The organism is Streptomyces sp. NPDC001450, assembly GCF_053597295.1.
This window is the reverse complement of sequence record NZ_JBSFHY010000003.1, coordinates 222,907-241,440: the sequence shown is the minus strand read 5'-3', so window position 1 is coordinate 241,440 and position 18,534 is coordinate 222,907. Positions and strand designations below refer to the sequence as shown.

Sequence of the window (18,534 nt, the reverse complement as noted above, 5' to 3'; positions counted from 1 at the left end):
GAGACTTCGACGTGCGAGGACCAGTCCTCAGCGATCGAGGACGAGTGCGAGGCCCTGGCCCACGCCGATGCAGAGGGTGGCCGAGGGCGATCGCCCCGCCCTGGGGGTTGAGGATCGCCGGGTCGAACTCGGGCCACTACGCGACACGGCCGAGGACCTGGGCGCGGAACGCCTCGTTGCGCGGAGGGCGTGGGCGGCGAGGTCGTCGGGGCGGACGGAGGACAGTCCGCCGTTGTAGCGGCCGATCGGGGTGCGGACGGCGTCGACGACGTGTACAGGGTTCACAGCACGTTCTCCCCGATGGTCAGTTCGGCGTCGGTCCTGATGACGACGTCTTCAACGGTCACGCCCGGCGCGGTCTCCACCAGGACGAGCCCCGCATCCGTGACGTCCAGCACCGCCAGATCCGTGACGACTCGGTTCACACACGCCTTGCCCGTGAGCGGCAGCGTGCACTGCTCCAGGATCTTCGGGGAGCCGTCCTTGGCCGTGTGCGTCATGACGACGACGACCGTACGGGCGCCGTGCACCAGGTCCATCGCCCCGCCGATCCCGGTGACCAGCTTCCCCGGGACCGCCCAGTTGGCCAGGTCGCCGCCCGCGGACACCTGCATCGCGCCGAGCACGGCCACGTCGATGTGCCCGCCCCGGATCATCGCGAAGCTCAGGGCCGAGTCGAAGTATGAGGCGCCCGGCAGAACCGTCACGGTCTCCTTGCCGGCGTTGATCAGGTCCGGGTCGACCGCGTCCTCGGCGGGGTACGGGCCGGTGCCCAGGATGCCGTTCTCCGACTCCAGGACCACCTCGACGCCCGGCGGCAGATGATTCGGGATCAGCGTCGGCAGGCCGATGCCGAGGTTGACGTACTGTCCGTCCTTGAGTTCGCGGGCCGCGCGGGCGGCCATCTCCTCGCGTGTCCAGGCCATCAGGACCTCACCGTCCGCTGTTCGATCTTCTTGTCCGCCGCCTGCTCGGGGGTCAGCGCCACCACGCGCTGCACGAAGACGCCGGGCAGGTGCACCGCGTCCGGGTCGATCTCCCCGGGCTCCACCAGCTCCTCCACCTCGGCGACGGTCACCCGGCCGGCCATCGCGGCAAGGGGGTTGAAGTTCCGGGTGGACTTGCCGAAGACGAGGTTGCCGTGCCGGTCGCCCCGGGCGGCGCGGACCAGCGCGAAGTCGGTGCGGATGCCCGGCTCCAGGACGTACTCCACGCCGTCGAACTCCCGGACCTCCTTCGGCGGCGAGGCGAGCGCGACCCCGCCCTCACCGTCGTAGCGCCACGGCAGCCCGCCCTCGGCGACCTGCGTGCCCACGCCCGCGGGGGTGTAGAAGGCGGGGATCCCGGCGCCGCCCGCGCGCAGCCGCTCGGCGAGCGTGCCCTGCGGGATCAGCTCGACCTCCAGTTCGCCGGACAGGTACTGGCGGGCGAACTCCTTGTTGCCGCCGATGTAGGAGCCGGTCACCCGGGCGATCCGGCCGGCGGCCAGCAGCACCGCGAGGCCGGACCCCATCGCGCCGCAGTTGTTCGACACCACGCTCAGACCGGTCGTCCCGCGCTCGTACAGCGCCTGGATCAGTACGTTCGGCACACCGCTCAGCCCGAAGCCGCCGACCGCGAGGGACGCGCCGTCCGGCACATCGGCCACCGCCTCCAGGGCAGTGGCGACCACCTTGTCCATCCGTGAAGCCCCATCTCTGCAATTAATCAGCGCACTGAGTATTTCGGCGAGGTGCTCCTCACGCTGCCATCGGACATCGGACCCGTCAAGACCTCGTAGTAATAGGGATTTCCTGTGCAGACAGACGGGTCGTCCGGCGAGTATCGTTCAGTGCACCAACGAATCGATCAGGGGAGCGCACATGGCCGCGGTGGACCTCGCCACCCATCCCGGGCACCTGGCCCGGCGGCTCCAGCAGGCGCACTACCTGCTGTGGAACACCATGGTCTCCGAGGAGATCACCTCACCGCAGTTCGCGGTCCTGAACGCGCTCGTCGCCGAGCCGGGCCTCGACCAGCGGACCGTGGGGGAGCGGGTGGGCCTGGACCGGTCGACCATCGCCGAGGTCATCAGCAGGCTCACCCGCCGCGAGCTGCTGCACAAGGTCCGCGACCCGCAGGACGGCCGCCGCTTCCTGCTCCGCCTCACCGACGAGGGCCTGCGTGTCCACCGCAAGCTGACCGTGCGCACCGCGCGGATGAACCAGGTCTTCCTCGCCCCGCTCTCCCCCGAGGAGCAGACCGTCTTCTTCGACCTGATCCGCCGGGTCGCGGACGCCGCCGAGGACCTGCGCAACCCGGCCGAGCCACTGGTCGCCCAACAGGGCTGAACGGCGGCCCGGTCAGGAGTGGGCCTCGGCGAACACCACCCACACCTGGCCGGGGGCGAAGTTCATCGGGCTGCCGTCCGCCGCCGTGAACGCTGTGCCGCCCGTCGCGGACGGCCGGGACCAGGTGGCGTCGAAGGACCGGCCCTCCCGCAGCACCTCGGCCTTTCCGGAGCCGACCGTCTCGGTGTACGGCGTGCTGTTGCCGAGCGCGTCGTGGTACCGGGACGCGCGGATCTTCACGTACTGCACGACGACCGTCGCCGGCGCCGGCCGTCCGCCGTCGGTCGTCACCGTGGGCGTGCCGTCCATCGCGACCAGCCAGCCGCCCCGCCCCGCGGACCAGGCGAAGGTGAAGCGCGCCGACGGATAGCGCACCGTCCGCGTGGTCTCGGGAGTGCCACCGGAGGGAGCCGGGCCGTAGCGGAACCCGGTGGTCAGCGCGGCCTTGCCCGGCGCGGAGGACAGCAGCCGGGCGGGGTGCAGATACAGGTTGTGCGGTGCGGCCCTGCCGGTGCCCCGGTAGTAGGCGTCTCCTGCCTCGTCGGGCGACTCGGCCCGCACGGGGGCCTGGTGGATCAGCGGCAGCAGCTTGCGCTGGGCTCCGGAGAACGCCAGGGTCGGCTCGTCGAACTGGCGCAGCAGCTCCAGGTCGGACTCGCGGGCGCTGCGCACGGGACCGACCGTCTCGGGAAGCGTGGTGGCGTACACCGCCATCAGGCGGCTCAGCCCGCCCTCGACCTGCTCCGCGTACACGACGTCCGCCGCGTCGAGTCCCGTCTGCGGGCGGGCCGCGGGCACGTTGTCGATCTTCACGGCGAGCGGTGAGCCGTCCGCGGGCCCGGCCGGGCGGGTCGGGGACGGGGTCCGGTGCGGGGTGCGGGCATCGTCGGCCGGGCCGTGCCGTGTGCAGCCCGCTGTGAGGGAGGTCGTCATCAGTGCGGCGAGCAGTGCCGCCGTCAGCGCCGTACGTCGTGTGCGTGCCCCGTGTCCCATGCCCACCGCCGCCACCCCCCGTTCGGATGATTTGATTGTGTGCTCATCAGGTCATCGCGGGCCATCCCTGGGTCGTACCAGTCGCGCGTTCGCGTCGGCCGATCCGGCCCAGGATCCTGATGCGGCCCAGGATCCTGATGCGGCCTACGCGCCGTCCTCTTTGGCACCCAGGATCTCCGCGAGGTCGTAGCGCACCGGCTCCTCGAGCTGAGCGTAGGTGCAGCTCTCCGGCGTCCGGTCCGGGCGCCAGCGGCGGAAGCGGGCCGTGTGCCGGAAGCGGGCGCCGTTCTCCATGTGGTCGTAGGCCACCTCGGCGACCCGCTCCGGCCGGATCGGCACCCAGGACAGGTCCTTCTTGCCCGACCAGCGGCTCGGTGCCCCCGGCAGCCGGGCCGTCTCATGTGCCGCCTCGTCTCCCCAGGCCGCCCACGGGTGCCCGGTCACGTCGTCCATCCGCAGCGGCTCCAGCTCCTCGACCAGCTCGGCGCGCTTCTTCATGGCGAAGGCCGCTGACACGCCCACGTGCTGCAGGGCGCCCCGGCCGTCGTAGAGACCCAGCAGCAGCGAGCCCACCACCGGTCCGCTCTTGTGGAACCGGTAGCCCGCCACGACGACGTCCGCCGTCCGCTCGTGCTTGATCTTGAACATGACCCGCTCGTCCTGCAGATAGCGCAGATCGAGCGGCTTGGCGACGACCCCGTCCAGCCCGGCGCCCTCGTACTGCTCGAACCACCGGTGCGCCACCTCCACGTCGGTCGTCGCCGGCGCCAGATGGACCGGCGCGCTCACCCCGGACAGCGCCCGCTCCAGCAGGGCACGGCGGTCGGTCAGCGGTACGTCGAGCAGGGCGTGGTCGTCCAGCGCCAGCAGGTCGAAGGCGACGAAGGAGGCCGGGGTCTTCTCCGCCAGCATCCGCACCCGCGAGTCCGCCGGATGGATCCGCTCGGTCAGCGCGTCGAAGTCCAACCGCCCGCCCCGCGCGATCACGATCTCCCCGTCCAGCACGCACCGCTCCGGCACCCGCTCCTTCAGCGCCGCAACCAGCTCCGGAAAGTACCTGGTCAGCGGCTTCCCGGTACGGCTGCCCAGCTCGACCTCGTCCCCGTCCCGGAACGCGATCGCGCGGAACCCGTCCCACTTCGCCTCGTAGTGCATGCCCGGCGGGATCTTCGCCACCGGCTTGGCGAGCATCGGCTTCACGGGCGGCATCACCGGCAGATCCATGCGTCCGATTCTGCTCGCATACGTCAGCTGCCGCCCGGTATGCGCGGTGTGCCAGGCGCGCCTACCGTGGCCGCATGGGTGATGCGGTGGAACTGCACGTGGCCGGCCGGACCGTACGGCTGTCCAGCCCGGACAAGGTCTTCTTCCCGGAGTACGGATTCACCAAGCTGGACGTCGCCCGGTACTACGCCGCCGTCGGCCCCGGCATCCTGCGCGCACTGCGCGACCGCCCCACCACCCTCCAGCGCTTCCCGGACGGCATCGGCGGCGAGTGGTTCTACCAGAAGCGGGCGCCCAAGGGCATGCCCGACTGGATCCCCACCGCCCACATCACCTTCCCCAGCGGCCGCAGCGCCGACGAGATGTGCCCCACCGAGGAGGCCGCCGTGGTGTGGGCCGCCCAGTACGGCACGCTCACCTTCCACCCCTGGCCGGTGCGCCGCACCCACGTCGACCATCCCGACGAACTCCGCATCGACCTCGACCCGCAGCCCGGCACCGACTACGCCGACGCCGTTCGTGCCGCCCACGAACTGCGCGCCGTCCTCGACGAGTTCGGCGGCCTGCGCGGCTGGCCCAAGACCTCCGGCGGACGCGGCCTGCACGTCTTCGTGCCCATCGAACCGCGCTGGACCTTCCCCCAGGTGCGGCGCGCCGCGATCGCGATCGGCCGGGAGATGGAACGCCGGATGCCCGACCAGGTCACGATCAAGTGGTGGAAGGAGGAGCGCGGCGAACGCATCTTCCTCGACTACAACCAGACCGCCCGCGACCGCACCATCGCCTCCGCCTATTCCGTACGACCCCGCCCGCACGCCCCCGTCTCCGCGCCCCTGCGCTGGGAGGAGGTCGGCGTGGCCCACCCCCGCGACTTCGACCTCGCCACCATGCCGGCCCGCTTCGCCGAACTCGGCGACGTGCACGCCGACATGGACGACCACGCCTACTCCCTCGACGCCCTCCTGGAGCTGGCCCGCCGCGACGAACACGACCACGGCCTGGGCGACCTGCCGTACCCGCCGGAGTACCCGAAGATGCCGGGCGAGCCCAAGCGGGTCCAGCCGAGCCGGGCCCGCCGCGAGCAGGACTCCTGACCCGACCCGACCCGACCCGACCCGATCCGACCCGATCCGGCCCGATCCGACCCGACCCGGCCCGGCGCTAGCGCACCGGCGTGTCGATCCGCTCGCCGAACCCGGCCAGCACGCGCCGGCAGTCCTGCTGGAGGGCCACGTCGGTGAAAACGTCGTAGCGCATGTTGCCGGTGGAGTCGTCGTTGTTGTGGCGGCGGGACGAGGCCGGCTCCGCGCGTATCAGCGGCAGCGCCGGTGCGGCCGCCGCGCCCATGCCCGCCAGGCAGCCGGCTATGGCGGGGCGTTGGGCCGGCGCGGCCGACCACTCGGTCAGGAACACGGGGAGTGTCTCGCCCGTCTCCCCGGTGACCTGCCACAGGCCGACGGCCGCCCGGGCCGGCGTATGGCCGTCCGCGATCATCTCGCGCAACGTGGTTGCTAGTGCGGCGCCGGACCGGCCCAGGGACTCGGTCAGCTGCAGGGCCGCGTACCACGGGCTCCACGACCGCGCAGGGCGCCGAACACCCGCACCGGGTCCTGGTGCAGCCGAGCCAGCGCACCCGGCACGGCGGTCCGCACCCCGGGATCCGGATCGCCGAGCAGTCCGAGGAAGTCCCCGGCCCGCTCGCGGACCAGGTCACGGGCCACGAAGAAGTGCCGCAGCCACTCCTCGTGTACCTCCAGGAACGGGACGCAGGCGACCGTGCTGTCGTACACCTCCCCCTGGTGGTGCACCGCGCCGTACATGCCGTCCAGCGCGATCTCCCGGCGCTCCGGGTCGTCCGACGCCAACCCCCACAGCAGCTCCGGCACATCGGTCGCCGATTCCGTGTACGCATGCCCCATCGACGCCCAGTCGACGTCGTCGATCCCCCTGAACATCCGGCCCTCCCCCTGGTTCATGGCGCGTGTTCCGCCACTGATCACAGGATGCCGCACGCCACTGACGACGGGCCGGGCCTGTGGACAACCCTCACGCGAGGTCGAACACGAACCACTCGGTGAACGGTTTGACCTGCACATGGATCCGGGAACCACGGGAGACGGTCCGGCGCCGGCCGAGCCGGCCGCCGTCGGGGCGGACCAGGCGGCTCTCGGTCAACGGCTCCACGGAGGTCTCCGTCAGACGGCAGTCGACGAGCCGGTTGCGGTCGTCTCCGTATCCGCTGAAGAACACCGCCCGTTCGCCCAGGACTGCGAGCCCGTTCGCACCCCGCACCGGGTTCTGTCGCACCCGCACGACCCGGCCCTCGTCCACCTCGATGAGCGGGAAGCGGGCGTAAGGGCACGCCCAGGCCGTGCGCCCCGCCACGTTCAAGGTGTAGCAGTCGTCGATCCATCCCGCGCCGGGCACCGGGCTGTAGGACCACAGGGGTTCGCCCGTGATGCTCCAGCGGCGCAGGCCGGGCGCGCTCAACGCGTCACCGTAGACGCCCTCGTCGAAGTAGCCGAGCCAGAGGTCTCCCGCCCGGTCGGCCAGGAGGTGCTGGATGCCGTCCCCCACGCGGAACGTGCCGGTCGCCCGGCCCAGTGCGTCGAAGACCTGGACCTGCTGCTGGTCGTCCTTGTCCGCCCGGGGCGACGCCAGCACGAACCCGCCGTCGGGCAGGGCCTCGATGTGGCGGCACCAGCGCAACACCGCATGCAGGTACGTCTCGTGGCACGCGCCGTCCTCGACGGTCACCACCAATGCGTCGTACGGATCGGTGCCCAGGTCTTCGGGCGCCTGCTCGGTGAGCAGCCAGTGGGCCCGGCCGAACGCGTCGACGGAGCTGTGGACGATGTGCCGGTCGCGGTAGGTGCGCGGCAGTCGTGCGTAGGGCACGAGCCGCGTCTCCGGGCGCTCAGCCGGCATGAGCCTTTCTCGTCTTCATGCGGCGATCTTCACCTGGCGAGACGCCAGGGAGCAACCCCTCTTCCGGCCCCCGACGGCCCCACCGCACCGCGGTTATCCTGATCGCCAGCCGCCGATGAGGAGTCCCGAAGTGACCGAGGCAGTGTCGCGTCCCACGCTGGAGGCCGTGGCCGCGCGGGCCGGGGTGTCCCGGGCCACCGTGTCCCGGGTCGTCAACGGCGGCGACGGGGTCAGGGAGCCCTTGGTCGAACGGGTCCGGCAGGCGGTCGAGGAACTCGGGTACGTGCCCAACCAGGCCGCACGCAGCCTCGTCACCAAGCGGCACGACGCCGTCGCCGTCGTCATCGCCGAACCCGAGGCCCGGGTCTTCGCCGACCCCTTCTTCGCGCTGCAACTGCGCGGCATCAGCAAGGAGTTGACGGCCCACGACAACCAGCTCGTGCTGCTGCTGACCGAGGGCCGCGCCGACCACGCCCGGGTGGCCCGCTATCTCGCCGGAGGCCATGTCGACGGCGCGCTCGTCTTCTCCCTCCACCTCGACGACCCGCTGCCCGGTCTGATCCGGAACGCGGGCGTGCCCACCGTGTTCGGTGGCCGCCCCGACTGGAGCGACGGCACCCCCGGTCCGGTGTACGTCGACAGCGACAACCGGGGCGGCGCCCGCGAGGCCGTACGCCATCTCGTGGACCTGGGCCGCACCCGGATCGCGCACATCACCGGCGCGCTGGACCAGACCTCGGCGGTGGACCGGCTCGACGGCTACCGGGACGTCGTGGGCGACGCCGCTCCCTGGCTCGTCGTGGAGAGCGACTTCACCCCGGGTGGCGGCGAGCGCGCCATGCGGGAACTGCTCGACCGCTGCCCGGACGTGGACGCGGTGTTCGCCGCCAACGACCTCACCGCGCTCGGCGCCCTGCGCGTGCTGCGCGAGCGGGGCCGACGCGTGCCGGACGACGTGGCCGTGATCGGTTTCGACGACGTGCTGCCCGTGGCCGAAGAGGCCGATCCACCGCTCACGACGGTCCGTCAGGACATCGAGGAGATGGGCCGGCTGATGGCCCGCCTCCTGCTGCGCGACCTGGCCGGCCGCACGCGCGACGCGGCCCCGGCGGACGCGACCGTCTCCAGCGTCGTCCTGCCGACGACCCTGATCCGACGCGCGTCCGCCTAGGCACACAGCGCCCGCCGACGCCTCAGCCCTGCGGCGGCTCGCTCTTGATCACCGCGAAGCGGACGCCGTACGGGTCGGCGAGCTTGGCCATCCGGCCGACGCCCTCCATGGTCGTCGCCGGCATGCGCACCGTGCCGCCCAGCTGCTGTGCCTTCTCGACCACGGCGTCGGTGTCCTCGACCTCGAAGTACGGCAGCCAGTACGGGCCGGCCTCCGCCTCCGTCGGGTCGTCGGCCAGCGGGACCATCCCACCGAACATGGCGTCCTCACCGGCACCGCCCGGGTTCACACAGGTGTACGTGCCGCCCGGGAACGGCACGGCCGAGGTCTCCATGCCCAGGACCCTCTGATAGAACGCGGCGGCCGCCGCGATGTCCGGCGTGTACAGCTCGACCCAGCACAGCGCGCCCGGTTCGTTCGCCACGTCCACGCCCCTGGTCTGGCCGGGCTGCCAGATCCCGAATGGGACGCCCGCCTGGTCGGCGAGGACCGCCATGTGCCCCTGGCCCATCACGTCCACGGGCTGGAACAGCACGCTGCCGTGCGCCTGTTCGGCCGCCTTGGCCGTGGCCTGCGCGTCCTCGCTCTGGAAGTACACGGTCCAGGCCGCAGGCCCCTGGTCGGGTCCGGTCTGCATGCCGCCCGCGACGGTCCTGCCGGCCAGCTGGAAGAAGCCGTAGCCGCCGGCGTCCGGCCCCGCCGACTGGAACTGCCAGCCGAACAGCCCGCCGTAGAAGGCGAGGGCGCCGTCGAGGTCGGGGGTGCCGACATCGATCCAGTTCGGCGCGCCGTCGACGAAACGGGTGGTGAGCATCTTCGCCCTCCTTGAAAGCGGGTCCGGAAACCCTTGGAAGGGGTGTCCGGAAACGGGTCCCGTCCTCTGCACTGCCGAGTCTGGCACCGCCCACTGACAACCGCTGCCGGAGCGCCGCCGCACGCCGGACCGATGCTCCCGGTCACCCTGGGCGCCGCGCCGGGTTCTCCGGGTTTTCACACCGCTTCCGCGCGCCGCCGTGCGCGGGCGTCCGCGCACGGAGCATCATCGGGTCGGCCCAGGGCTCCGGTGGAGCGTCAACGGGCGGCCCGGGTCGCGGCCGCGCCGTTGACCCGGCGTTGATCGAACGTTTTTCGCCGCACGGCACGATCCTGGGCATGCACATCGACACGATCACCCCGGCCGACACCGCCTGGCAGGCACAGGCTCTGTGCGCACAGACCGGGGCGGACTTCTTCTTCCCCGAGCCCGGCAGCTCGGTGCGCGAGGCGAAGCGCATCTGCGCCATGTGCGAGATGCGCTCCGCCTGCCTCGACTACGCGCTCACCAACGACGAGCGTTTCGGCGTCTGGGGCGGCCTCTCCGAGAAGGAGCGCCTCGCCCTGCGCCGCACGTCCCACTGACCGCGTGGCACGTCCCACCGGCACCCACCTCGGGCGACGGCCCGAGCGCCGCTCAGCCCGCGGCCCGCGCCGCCATCCGCGCCTTGCGGGCCGCCAGCTTCTCGTCGAACTTGGTGGCCTCCGTGTTCAGGCCGCCCATGAAGAGTCCGAGTTCCTCCTGCGCCTGGCGGCCCTCCGGGCCGAGGCCGTCGATCTCCATGATCTTCAGGAAGCGCAGCACGGGCTCGAGGACGTCGTCGTGATGGATGCGCAGGTTGTAGACCTCGCCGATCGCCATCTGCGCGGCGGCGCGCTCGAAGCCGGGGATGCCGTGGCCGGGCATGCGGAAGTTGACCACGACGTCCCGGACCGCCTGCATGGTCAGGTCGGGAGCGAGTTCGAAGGCGGCCTTCAGCAGGTTGCGGTAGAAGACCATGTGCAGGTTCTCGTCGGTCGCGATGCGCGCCAGCATGCGGTCGCAGACCGGGTCGCCGGACTGGTGGCCGGTGTTGCGGTGCGAGATGCGGGTCGCCAGCTCCTGGAAGGCGACGTAGGCGACCGAGTGCAGCATCGAGTGCCGGTTGTCGGACTCGAAGCCCTCGCTCATGTGTGACATCCGGAACTGCTCCAGTTTGTCCGGGTCCACCGCGCGCGAGGTGAGCAGGTAGTCACGCATCACGATGCCGTGCCGGCCCTCCTCGGCCGTCCAGCGGTGCACCCAGGTGCCCCAGGCGCCGTCGCGGCCGAACAGCGAGGCGATCTCGTGGTGATAGCTGGGCAGGTTGTCCTCGGTCAGGAGGTTGACGATGAGGGCGATGCGCCCGATCTCCGTCACCTTGGACTGTTCCTTGTCCCAGGCCTCGCCGTCCTCGAACAGGCCGGGGAAGTTACGGCCGTCGCTCCAGGGCACGTACTCGTGCGGCATCCAGTCCTTGGCGACCTTCAGATGTCGGTTCAGCTCCTTCTCGACCACTTCCTCCAGCGCGTACAGCAGCCGCGCGTCGGTCCACACGGACGGGCTGCCGAGGTGAGGGGAGGTGATCGTCACAGGAACTCCAGGGGGACGCCGAACAGAGGGGGAGAGACGGGGATGGTCCGGCGAGCGGCGCCGGAAACCTACGAGATCGTAGGCTACGAATCCGTAGGTTACGAAGCCGTAGGTTAAGTTCGTTGTAAAGATCGCTGATCAGCGCCCAGGGCCCGGCTTTTCGAGGGCATGCCAAACGGCCCCGGGACCCGCAGGTCCCGGGGCTGTCGGAGCGACGGGATCACCCGATCAGGCGTACAGCTCCCGCATGCGCACCGAGAGGCACGTCACACAGCCCTCGAGCTTCTCGAACTCGCTGATGTCCACCGTGACTACCTCGTGGCCGAGATCGGTGAGCAGCTCCGCCGTCTTCGGGGCGCTCGCCGCCATGAGCAGCTTGTGGCCACCGAGCAGTACCACGTGCGCGCCGGACTCCTCCGGCACCGACAGGAAACCCGGGAACAGCGACGGCCGGTCCACCATCGGGATGTGCCCGATGACCGTCCCGTCCGGCAGCGCGGTGACCGCCGACTTCAGGTGCAGCACCTTGCTCACCGGTACGGCGACCACGCGCGCGCCCAGCGGCTCGAAGGCGGCCCGCAACTGCTGCACTCCGGCCGCGTTGGTGCGCCCGCCCCGGCCGACGTAGACCGTGTCGCCGACCTTCAGGACGTCGCCGCCGTCCAGGGTGCCCGGCTCCCATATCCAGTTCACCGAGCAGCCGAGCCGGGCCACGGCCTCCTCGACGCCCGCGGTCTCCGCGCGCCGGGACTCGGCGCCGGGCCGGGTGATCAACGCCACGTTCTTGTACATGACGACGGTGTCCTCGACGAACACCGAGTCCGGGCAGTCGTCGGCCGGATCGACCTCGATCGTCTTCCAGCCGTGCTCGCCCAGCGCCTCGACGTACGCCTCCCACTGCTCGACGGCCAGGTCCACGTCGACCTTCTCCCGCTCGATGTGCGTCACCAGGCCTTCGGCGAGGCGCGGGCTGGGGCGGCGGACGAGGGCCTTCTTGCTGGGCACGAGGGACCTTTCGATGTCGGCGGTGCGGTCCGGCGCCCGTGACGCGGCGCCGGTCCGCCATCATGCAGGGCACGGTGGCCTGGACAAAACCCTCGTTGTCAGGCTGTGCCCCACCTGAGACCCCCGCCGGTCCGGCTAGGCCGGATCGCCGAGCGTCTCGGGCGTGGTCTCCTGCAACTGCCCGTCCTCCATCAGCAGCCACCGCGTGATGCCGATCGACTCCAGGAACGGCAGGTCGTGGCTGGCGACGAGCAGGGCACCCTCGTACGACTCCAGGGCCGTCGTCAACTGCCGGACGCTCGCCATGTCGAGGTTGTTGGTCGGCTCGTCCAGCAGGAGCAGCTGCGGTGCGGGCTCGGCGAGCATCAGCGCGGCCAGGGCCGCCCGGAAGCGCTCGCCGCCGGAGAGCGTCCCGGCCTTCTGGTCGGCCCGTGCGCCCCGGAACAGGAAGCGGGCCAGGCGCGCCCGGACCCGGTTGTTCGTGGCGCCCGGCGCGAACCGGGCCACGTTCTCGGCGACCGTCAGTGCGTCGTCCAGCACGTCCAGGCGCTGCGGCAGGAACCGCAGGGGGACGTGCGCCCGCGCCTCGCCGGCCACCGCCGCCAGTTCCCCGGCAATGGTCCGCAACAGTGTCGTCTTGCCCGCACCGTTGCGGCCGACGAGGGCGATCCGCTCCGGGCCACGCAGATCGAGGATCCCCTCGACACGCGCCCCGTGGGCCAGCCCCAGGTTTTGCAGGGTGAGCACCTGCCGGCCGGGCGGTACGGCCGTGTACGGCAGGTCGACGCGGATCTCGTCGTCGTCCCGTACGGCCTCGACCGCCTCGTCCAGCCGCTCCCTGGCCTCGGCGAGTTTCTCCTCGTGCATGATGCGGTGCTTGCCCGCGGACTCCTGGGCGGCGCGTTTGCGGGCGCCCATGACGATCTTCGGCTCGCGCTTCTGCTCGAACATCTTCTGCCCGTACCGCTTGCGGCGGGCCAGCTTGACCTGGGCGTCGGCGAGTTCGCGCTTCTGCTTGCGCACGTCCGCCTCGGCCACCCGCACCATCCGCTCGGCCGCCTCCTGCTCCACGGCGAGGGCCTCCTCGTAGGCCGAGAAGTTGCCGCCGTACCAGGTGACCTCCCCGGAGCGCAGCTCGGCGATCTGGTCGACCAGTTCCAGGAGTTCACGGTCGTGGCTGACGACCACCAGCACGCCCGGCCAGGAGGCGACGGCCGCGTACAGCCGCCGGCGCGCGTACAGGTCGAGATTGTTGGTGGGTTCGTCGAGGAGCAGGACGTCCGGGCGGCGCAGCAGCAGTGCGGCCAGGCGCAGCAGCACCGACTCGCCGCCGGAAACCTCGCCGACGGTGCGGTCCAGGCCGATGTGACCGAGTCCGAGTTCGCCGAGCGTGACCAGGGCGCGCTCCTCGACGTCCCAGTCGTCGCCGACGGTCTCGAAGTGCTCCTCGGACACGTCGCCCGCCTCGATGGCGTGCAGGGCGGCTCGCCGGCCGGCGATACCGAGGGCCTCGTCGACGCGGAGCGCGGTGTCGAGCGTGATGTTCTGCGGCAGATGACCGACCTCGCCGGCCACCTTGACGGTGCCGTCGGACGGGCCGAGTTCACCGGCGAGCAGCTTCAACAGGGTTGACTTCCCTGATCCGTTGACGCCGACGAGCCCGGTCCTGCCGGGGCCGAAGGCGATGTCGAGGCCGTCGAAGACGGGGGTGCCGTCGGGCCAGGCGAAGGACAGGGACGTGCAGGTGAGGGAAGAAGACATACAGGCCTCGCGGTTGCTGGGTGCGGTGTGGGCGGACGCATGTCGAGACACCGCGAGGCGGAAACCGAAGAACCTGGGGCACGGAGAGAAGGCCTGTGCCTGAGGACGGCTCGGACGCCGAGGTCGAACGCCACGCACACCTCACCGGTGTGAACGCGGTGTCTCAGGACCTCAGACGAGCAACGTCCTTCTCCAATCGGCGGCAACAGGAACGCCTACACCGTACGAGCGGGCCGGAAACGCTGTCAACGCGATTAATCGCGTGTTCCCGGTGGCCGATTTCCGTGCCCCTGGTCGCGGCCCACGCTGGTGTCGGATTTCTGCCGGCGTCGCCCCCACCTGGACTGTTTGATTTCCCCGCATGACGCTTCAGCACCCGTTTGCCGACTCCGCCCTCGCCTTCCGCGCACTGCACGTGCCCGGCCGCCCTCTGGTCCTGCCGAACGCCTGGGACCCGGTCAGCGCCGCCGCCGCCGTCGCGACCACCAGCGCGGGGCTCGCCTGGGCGCTCGGCACCGCCGACGGCGACCGGCTCGACCGTGACCGCGCGCTCGCGGCCGTCCCCCGCATCGTCGACGCCGTACGGGTCCCGGTCACCGCCGACATCGAGGGCGGCTACGCCGAAGACGCCGCCGGGGTCGCCGAGACCGTCCGTGCGGTGATCGCCGTCGGCGCGGTCGGCGTCAACATCGAGGACGCCCGCCACGAGGCGGGCGGTGAGCCGCTGCGGCCGGTCGCCGAGCAGGCGAGCGAAGCGAAATGGGGGTCCCCCCGGACGAAGTCTGGGGGAGCATCGCCGCGGCCCGTGCGGCGGCCGACACGGCGGGCCTGCCGCTGTTCGTCAACGCGCGGATCGACACCTTCCTGCGCGGCGCCGGGGGAGTGGACCTCACCCTGGAACGCGCGGCCGCCTTCCTGGCCGCGGGCGCCGACGGGATCTTCGTCCCCGGGGCCGTCGACCCGGAGACGGTCAGGGCGCTCGTCGCGGGCGTCGACGGGCCGCTCAACGCGCTCGTCGGCCCCGGCGCGCCGACGCTCGCCGAACTGGCCGCGCTCGGCGTCGCCCGGATCAGCGCCGGCTCGGGTCTCGCCGAGGCCGCCCACGCCCTGGTCCGCCGCGCCGCGCGGGAGCTGCTGCGGGAGGGGACGTACGGGGCGCTGGCCGGCGGGTTCGACTACGGTGAGCTGAACGCGTTGCTCACGCGCGCGTAACGCGTTTCGCGCAGGTCAGCAGGCATCCCGCATCAGCTCGGCCAAGTCGTGGTCGAGGTCCAGCTGCAGGTGCTCCAGGCCGACCGGCACCAGGTCGCCGGTCGCTTGCAGGAACCGCCGTATCTCGCCGGAGCGCACGTGCACGATCGCGGTGCCCTCGGGGGCGTGGAACTCCAGTACGGTGCGGTCGTAGCCGTACGGCCGTACGCGCACGTCACCGAAGCCCTCCGGGCCGTGCAGCCCGGCCGCGAGCAGCTCACGGGAGAAGGTCCAGCAGACCTCGACACCCTCCAGGGTGGCCGGGGCCGGAAAGGTCATGCGGACGGCGAACGGGTCGCTTCGGTCGTAGCGCAGCTTGGCGGGAATGCTCGGCATGCGCGGTGCGGCGGCGACGAGGCGGGCCTCTACGGGCTGCTCGATGACGGTGGACAACACCTTGCTCCCTTGTGACGGCTGGACGTACTTGCGGGCGGGTGGGGCCTGGTACTGGAAGAGACGATGGATTCGGCCATTGCGTGCACGTCGGGAACGAGTGACCTCGGTCACCGCTTTCATGCACGGGCGTGTGCCCGTGAGGTCCTCTGGACGGCGGCGGGCAGGTGGGCTAGCTTCGCCCGCCATGAGGCGCTTGGGGAGCACGCGACGCAGGGGACGGACGGGCCGGCTGGTGGCGGCGGGGGTGGCGTGCGGAGCGGCGCTGGCCGCGCTGACGGTGCCGGCCGCCGAGGCGGGGCAGTTCGGCCAGGGAGCCCGGGGAACCGTGCACTGGGAGGCGAAGAACAGCGGCACCCCGCAGGTGCGCTTCCGCGGCCTGTCCGCCGTCGACCGTGACACCGCCTGGCTGGCCGGTACGGCGGGCACCGTGCTGCGCACCACCGACGGCGGGGCGAGCTGGCGGAACGTCTCTCCGCCGGGCGCGGCCGACCTGCAGTTCCGGGACGTCGAGGCGTTCGACACGCGGCGCGCGGTGGTGCTGGCCATCGGCGAGGGCGAGGCCTCCCGCGTCTACCGCACCGACGACGGCGGTGAGACCTGGACGGAGTCGTTCCGCAACACCGACCCGAAGGCCTTCTACGACTGCCTCGCCTTCTTCGACCGCCGTCACGGCCTCGCCATGAGCGACCCCGTGGACGGCAGGTTCCGCATCCTGTCCACCAGCGACGGCGGCCGCTCCTGGCGGGTGCTGCCCGCCGACGGCATGCCGCCCGCCCTGGACGGCGAGGCCGGCTTCGCGGCGAGCGGCCAGTGCCTGGTCACCTCCGGGCCGAGGGACGTCTGGCTGGCGACCGGCGGCGGAGCCCACGCGCGCGTGCTGCACTCCGCCGACCGCGGACTGACCTGGACGGCCGCCGACACGCCGGTTCCGGCGGGCGATCCGGCCAAGGGCGTCTTCGCGCTCGCCTTCCGCGACCGCACCCACGGACTCGCGGTCGGCGGCGACTACCGCCCCGACCGGACCTCGCCACAGGCGGCCGCGGTGACCGCCGACGGCGGCCGCACCTGGCGCCCCGCCGCCACCGCTCCGCCCGCCTACCGCTCCGGCGCCGCCTGGCTTCCGCACAGCCGCGGTGCCGCCCTCGCCGTCGGCCCCACCGGCACCGACCTGACCACCGACGGCGGCCGCACCTGGCGGACCATCGACACCGGCTCGTACGACACCGTGTCCTGCACCCGCGACCTGAGCTGCTGGGCGGCCGGGGAGAAGGGGCGCGTGGCGCGGCTGGAGCGGTGATGCGGAAGGCCTGATCGCGGGTACCCGGTCACCGCACACGAGAGGAAGTGAGCGGTCATGCCACGCGGTTCCAGCCCCAAGAGGGAACGCCAGTACGAGCACATCAAGCAGAGCGCGCTGGACCGGGGCGAGAGCACGCAGCGCGCCGAGGAGATCGCCGCGCGGACGGTGAACAAGGAACGCGCCCGGTCCGGCGAGTCGAAGACGGCCAGCCGCACCTCCACCCAGGACATGTCGTCCGGCAAGCGGGGCGGCCAGCGGTCCGGCAAGGGCTCGCAAGGGCCCACTTACGACCAGCTGTACGAGGAGGCCAAGCGGCGCAACATCGAAGGCCGCTCGGACATGAACAAGGCGCAGCTGCAGCGCGCGCTGAACGCGAAGAAGAGCTGAGTCCCGGGGCTCAGCTCAGCGTCTGCCGGTGGTGGGCCAGTTCGGGCGCCGTCTTCGTGGCGAGGAACTCCGTGATGCGGTACTCGCACACCCCGGCGGCGATGAACGGGTCGCCCGCGGCGACCTCCTCGATGCGGGCGCGGTTCTCCGCGACGGCCAGGATCACTCCGCCGTCGCGGGGGTTCTTGCGTCCGGAGGCGAGGAAGAAGCCCTTCTCGTACTGCTCGTCGAGCCAGGCCACATGAGCCGGAAGCACGGCGTCCACGGCGTCGAGCGGGGCGGTGTAGGACAACTCCAGTACGAACATGATCGCGAGCCTACCCCCGGGCCCGCCACGGGCGTCGGTGGGCCGTACAGTCTTGGCCATCATGACGACCGTAGGCGTACCCGCGGGCTGGCCCGCGACCGAGGACGAGGCCCGCGCCGTACAGGACGAGCTGCGTGGGCGGGTGGTGCTCGACGAGCCGGGGCCGCCGCCCGGGACGGGGCACGTCACAGGCGTGGACGTCGCCTACGACGACGAGCGTGACCTCGTCGCCGCGGCGGCCGTCGTCCTGGACGCGGCCACCCTGGAGGTCGTCGCGGAGACGACGGCCGTCGGCAGGATCTCCTTCCCGTACGTTCCCGGTCTGCTCGCCTTCCGCGAGATCCCGACCGTGCGCGCAGCCCTGGACGCCCTGCTCTGCCCGCCGGGCCTGGTGGTGTGCGACGGATACGGCCTCGCCCACCCGCGCCGCTTCGGCCTCGCCAGCCACCTCGGCGTGCTCACCGGCCTGCCGACCATCGGCGTCGCCAAGAACCCGTTCACCTTCACGTACGACGAACCCGGGCCCGCGCGGGGCAGTTCCGCACCGCTCCTCGCGGGCACCGAGGAGGTCGGCCGGGCCCTGCGCACCCGGGGCGGCGTCAAGCCGGTCTTCGTCTCGGTCGGCCACCGGGTGAGCCTCGACAACGCCCTGGCGCACACCCTGGCCCTGACCCCGGAGTTCCGCCTGCCGGAGACCACACGCAGGGCCGACGCGCTGTGCCGGCGGGCGCTTCAGGAGGCGTCGACGCGCCAGGAGCCCACCTCCTGATACCGCGAGTCGTACACGGCGCTGCCGTCGCCGGGTTCGAGGGCGTAGTGGTGGAGGTTCCCGCCCCAGTAGCGCAGGATCCGCCCCAGCTCGCCGGCCCGGTCCGCCGCCGACGCGCCCTCGTCCACGGTCACTTCGAGTACGAACTTCACTTCCGTTCCGCCTCCTTCGGCCTGGGCTTCCAGCGTCTCACTGAAGTTCCCGGTGAAACTTCGAGCGCGTAGTCGCAGGTGTCCGAGCGGCCTTGGCTCGGAAAGTCTCAAACGAGGGAGAAGGGGGCCCGGAAC

20 protein-coding genes and 3 pseudogenes are annotated in these 18,534 nt (G+C 71.8%); 8 read left to right on the top strand and 15 right to left on the bottom strand.

What is annotated here, in order from left to right:
• Positions 1-27 precede the first annotated feature (27 nt).
• From ACWC5O_RS04625 to ACWC5O_RS04615, 3 genes and pseudogenes are all read right to left on the bottom strand, one after another.
• Positions 28-178, bottom strand: a pseudogene (locus ACWC5O_RS04625) (3-oxoadipyl-CoA thiolase); the annotation flags it as partial.
• A 103-nt stretch (positions 179-281) separates the two neighbouring features.
• The gene (locus ACWC5O_RS04620; RefSeq protein ID WP_450584985.1) at positions 282-926 is read right to left on the bottom strand and encodes a CoA transferase subunit B; all 645 of its coding nucleotides are present in this window, start codon (positions 924-926) and stop codon (positions 282-284) included.
• Positions 926-1,681, bottom strand: a complete 756-nt coding sequence (locus ACWC5O_RS04615) for a CoA transferase subunit A (protein ID WP_450584983.1) — start codon at positions 1,679-1,681, stop codon at positions 926-928. The genes ACWC5O_RS04620 and ACWC5O_RS04615 overlap by 1 nt, the downstream gene beginning before the upstream one ends.
• 181 nt (positions 1,682-1,862) lie before the next feature.
• On the opposite strand from ACWC5O_RS04615, the gene ACWC5O_RS04610 reads away from it, so the two are divergent.
• Complete coding sequence (locus ACWC5O_RS04610; protein WP_450584981.1) at positions 1,863-2,330, top strand: MarR family winged helix-turn-helix transcriptional regulator; 468 nt, start codon at positions 1,863-1,865, stop codon at positions 2,328-2,330.
• 12 nt (positions 2,331-2,342) lie between these two features.
• Here the strand turns inward: ACWC5O_RS04610 and ACWC5O_RS04605 are convergent, their stop codons facing one another.
• Both ACWC5O_RS04605 and ACWC5O_RS04600 read right to left on the bottom strand, forming a co-directional pair.
• Entirely contained in the window at positions 2,343-3,323 is a 981-nt protein-coding gene (locus tag ACWC5O_RS04605; protein WP_450584979.1) for a DUF3048 domain-containing protein, read from the bottom strand.
• 144 nt (positions 3,324-3,467) lie between these two features.
• Positions 3,468-4,547 (bottom strand): ATP-dependent DNA ligase, encoded by a 1,080-nt coding sequence (locus ACWC5O_RS04600; RefSeq protein ID WP_450584977.1) that lies wholly within the window; start codon positions 4,545-4,547, stop codon positions 3,468-3,470.
• Between the two features lie 74 nt (positions 4,548-4,621).
• Here ACWC5O_RS04600 and ligD point away from each other — a divergent pair, with 74 nt between their 5' ends.
• A complete protein-coding gene (gene ligD, locus ACWC5O_RS04595) occupies positions 4,622-5,641 on the top strand; it encodes a non-homologous end-joining DNA ligase (protein ID WP_450584975.1) in 1,020 nt (339 codons plus the stop codon).
• A 67-nt stretch (positions 5,642-5,708) separates the two neighbouring features.
• On the opposite strand, the gene ACWC5O_RS04590 is transcribed toward ligD, so the two are convergent.
• The 3 genes and pseudogenes from ACWC5O_RS04590 to ACWC5O_RS04580 form a co-directional block, all read right to left on the bottom strand.
• Positions 5,709-6,041: a hypothetical protein gene (locus ACWC5O_RS04590; RefSeq protein ID WP_450584973.1), complete on the bottom strand. Its 333-nt coding sequence runs from the start codon at positions 6,039-6,041 to the stop codon at positions 5,709-5,711.
• An 80-nt stretch (positions 6,042-6,121) separates the two neighbouring features.
• A pseudogene (locus ACWC5O_RS04585) lies at positions 6,122-6,502 on the bottom strand (HEAT repeat domain-containing protein); the annotation flags it as partial.
• Between the two features lie 91 nt (positions 6,503-6,593).
• Positions 6,594-7,475 (bottom strand): hypothetical protein, encoded by an 882-nt coding sequence (locus ACWC5O_RS04580; RefSeq protein WP_450584972.1) that lies wholly within the window; start codon positions 7,473-7,475, stop codon positions 6,594-6,596.
• A gap of 130 nt (positions 7,476-7,605) precedes the next feature.
• Here ACWC5O_RS04580 and ACWC5O_RS04575 point away from each other — a divergent pair, with 130 nt between their 5' ends.
• The gene (locus ACWC5O_RS04575; protein ID WP_450584971.1) at positions 7,606-8,646 is read left to right on the top strand and encodes a LacI family DNA-binding transcriptional regulator; all 1,041 of its coding nucleotides are present in this window, start codon (positions 7,606-7,608) and stop codon (positions 8,644-8,646) included.
• 22 nt (positions 8,647-8,668) lie between these two features.
• Here ACWC5O_RS04575 and ACWC5O_RS04570 read toward each other — a convergent pair whose 3' ends face one another.
• Positions 8,669-9,460: a VOC family protein gene (locus ACWC5O_RS04570; protein ID WP_450584969.1), complete on the bottom strand. Its 792-nt coding sequence runs from the start codon at positions 9,458-9,460 to the stop codon at positions 8,669-8,671.
• 338 nt (positions 9,461-9,798) lie between these two features.
• Between ACWC5O_RS04570 and ACWC5O_RS04565 the strand changes: the two genes are divergently transcribed.
• On the top strand, positions 9,799-10,044 hold the full coding sequence (locus ACWC5O_RS04565) for a WhiB family transcriptional regulator (RefSeq protein WP_386577765.1): 246 nt from the start codon (positions 9,799-9,801) through the stop codon (positions 10,042-10,044).
• A gap of 52 nt (positions 10,045-10,096) precedes the next feature.
• On the opposite strand, the gene ACWC5O_RS04560 is transcribed toward ACWC5O_RS04565, so the two are convergent.
• The 3 genes from ACWC5O_RS04560 to ACWC5O_RS04550 form a co-directional block, all read right to left on the bottom strand.
• A complete protein-coding gene (locus ACWC5O_RS04560) occupies positions 10,097-11,071 on the bottom strand; it encodes an acyl-ACP desaturase (RefSeq protein ID WP_450584967.1) in 975 nt (324 codons plus the stop codon).
• 228 nt (positions 11,072-11,299) lie between these two features.
• Complete coding sequence (gene ddaH / locus ACWC5O_RS04555; protein ID WP_450584965.1) at positions 11,300-12,076, bottom strand: dimethylargininase; 777 nt, start codon at positions 12,074-12,076, stop codon at positions 11,300-11,302.
• A gap of 135 nt (positions 12,077-12,211) precedes the next feature.
• Positions 12,212-13,837, bottom strand: a complete 1,626-nt coding sequence (locus ACWC5O_RS04550; RefSeq protein ID WP_450584963.1) for an ABC-F family ATP-binding cassette domain-containing protein — start codon at positions 13,835-13,837, stop codon at positions 12,212-12,214.
• Positions 13,838-14,198: 361 nt separating this feature from the next.
• Here ACWC5O_RS04550 and ACWC5O_RS04545 point away from each other — a divergent pair.
• Positions 14,199-15,049 (top strand): annotated as a pseudogene (locus ACWC5O_RS04545) (isocitrate lyase/PEP mutase family protein).
• Between the two features lie 15 nt (positions 15,050-15,064).
• On the opposite strand, the gene ACWC5O_RS04540 reads toward ACWC5O_RS04545, so the two are convergent.
• On the bottom strand, positions 15,065-15,481 hold the full coding sequence (locus ACWC5O_RS04540) for a spore wall synthesis regulator SsgD (RefSeq protein ID WP_386577770.1): 417 nt from the start codon (positions 15,479-15,481) through the stop codon (positions 15,065-15,067).
• A gap of 187 nt (positions 15,482-15,668) precedes the next feature.
• On the opposite strand from ACWC5O_RS04540, the gene ACWC5O_RS04535 reads away from it, so the two are divergent.
• Together ACWC5O_RS04535 and ACWC5O_RS04530 are read left to right on the top strand one after the other, a co-directional pair.
• Complete coding sequence (locus tag ACWC5O_RS04535) at positions 15,669-16,781, top strand: WD40/YVTN/BNR-like repeat-containing protein (RefSeq protein ID WP_450584961.1); 1,113 nt, start codon at positions 15,669-15,671, stop codon at positions 16,779-16,781.
• Positions 16,782-16,838: 57 nt separating this feature from the next.
• Positions 16,839-17,171: a plasmid stabilization protein gene (locus ACWC5O_RS04530; protein WP_450584959.1), complete on the top strand. Its 333-nt coding sequence runs from the start codon at positions 16,839-16,841 to the stop codon at positions 17,169-17,171.
• 10 nt (positions 17,172-17,181) lie between these two features.
• On the opposite strand, the gene ACWC5O_RS04525 is transcribed toward ACWC5O_RS04530, so the two are convergent.
• Entirely contained in the window at positions 17,182-17,478 is a 297-nt protein-coding gene (locus tag ACWC5O_RS04525; protein ID WP_450584958.1) for a YciI family protein, read from the bottom strand.
• Positions 17,479-17,539: 61 nt separating this feature from the next.
• On the opposite strand from ACWC5O_RS04525, the gene ACWC5O_RS04520 reads away from it, so the two are divergent.
• Positions 17,540-18,247: an endonuclease V gene (locus ACWC5O_RS04520; RefSeq protein WP_450584956.1), complete on the top strand. Its 708-nt coding sequence runs from the start codon at positions 17,540-17,542 to the stop codon at positions 18,245-18,247.
• On the opposite strand, the gene ACWC5O_RS04515 is transcribed toward ACWC5O_RS04520, so the two are convergent.
• Entirely contained in the window at positions 18,211-18,399 is a 189-nt protein-coding gene (locus ACWC5O_RS04515; protein ID WP_450584954.1) for a hypothetical protein, read from the bottom strand. The genes ACWC5O_RS04520 and ACWC5O_RS04515 overlap by 37 nt on opposite strands.
• Positions 18,400-18,534 lie beyond the last annotated feature (135 nt).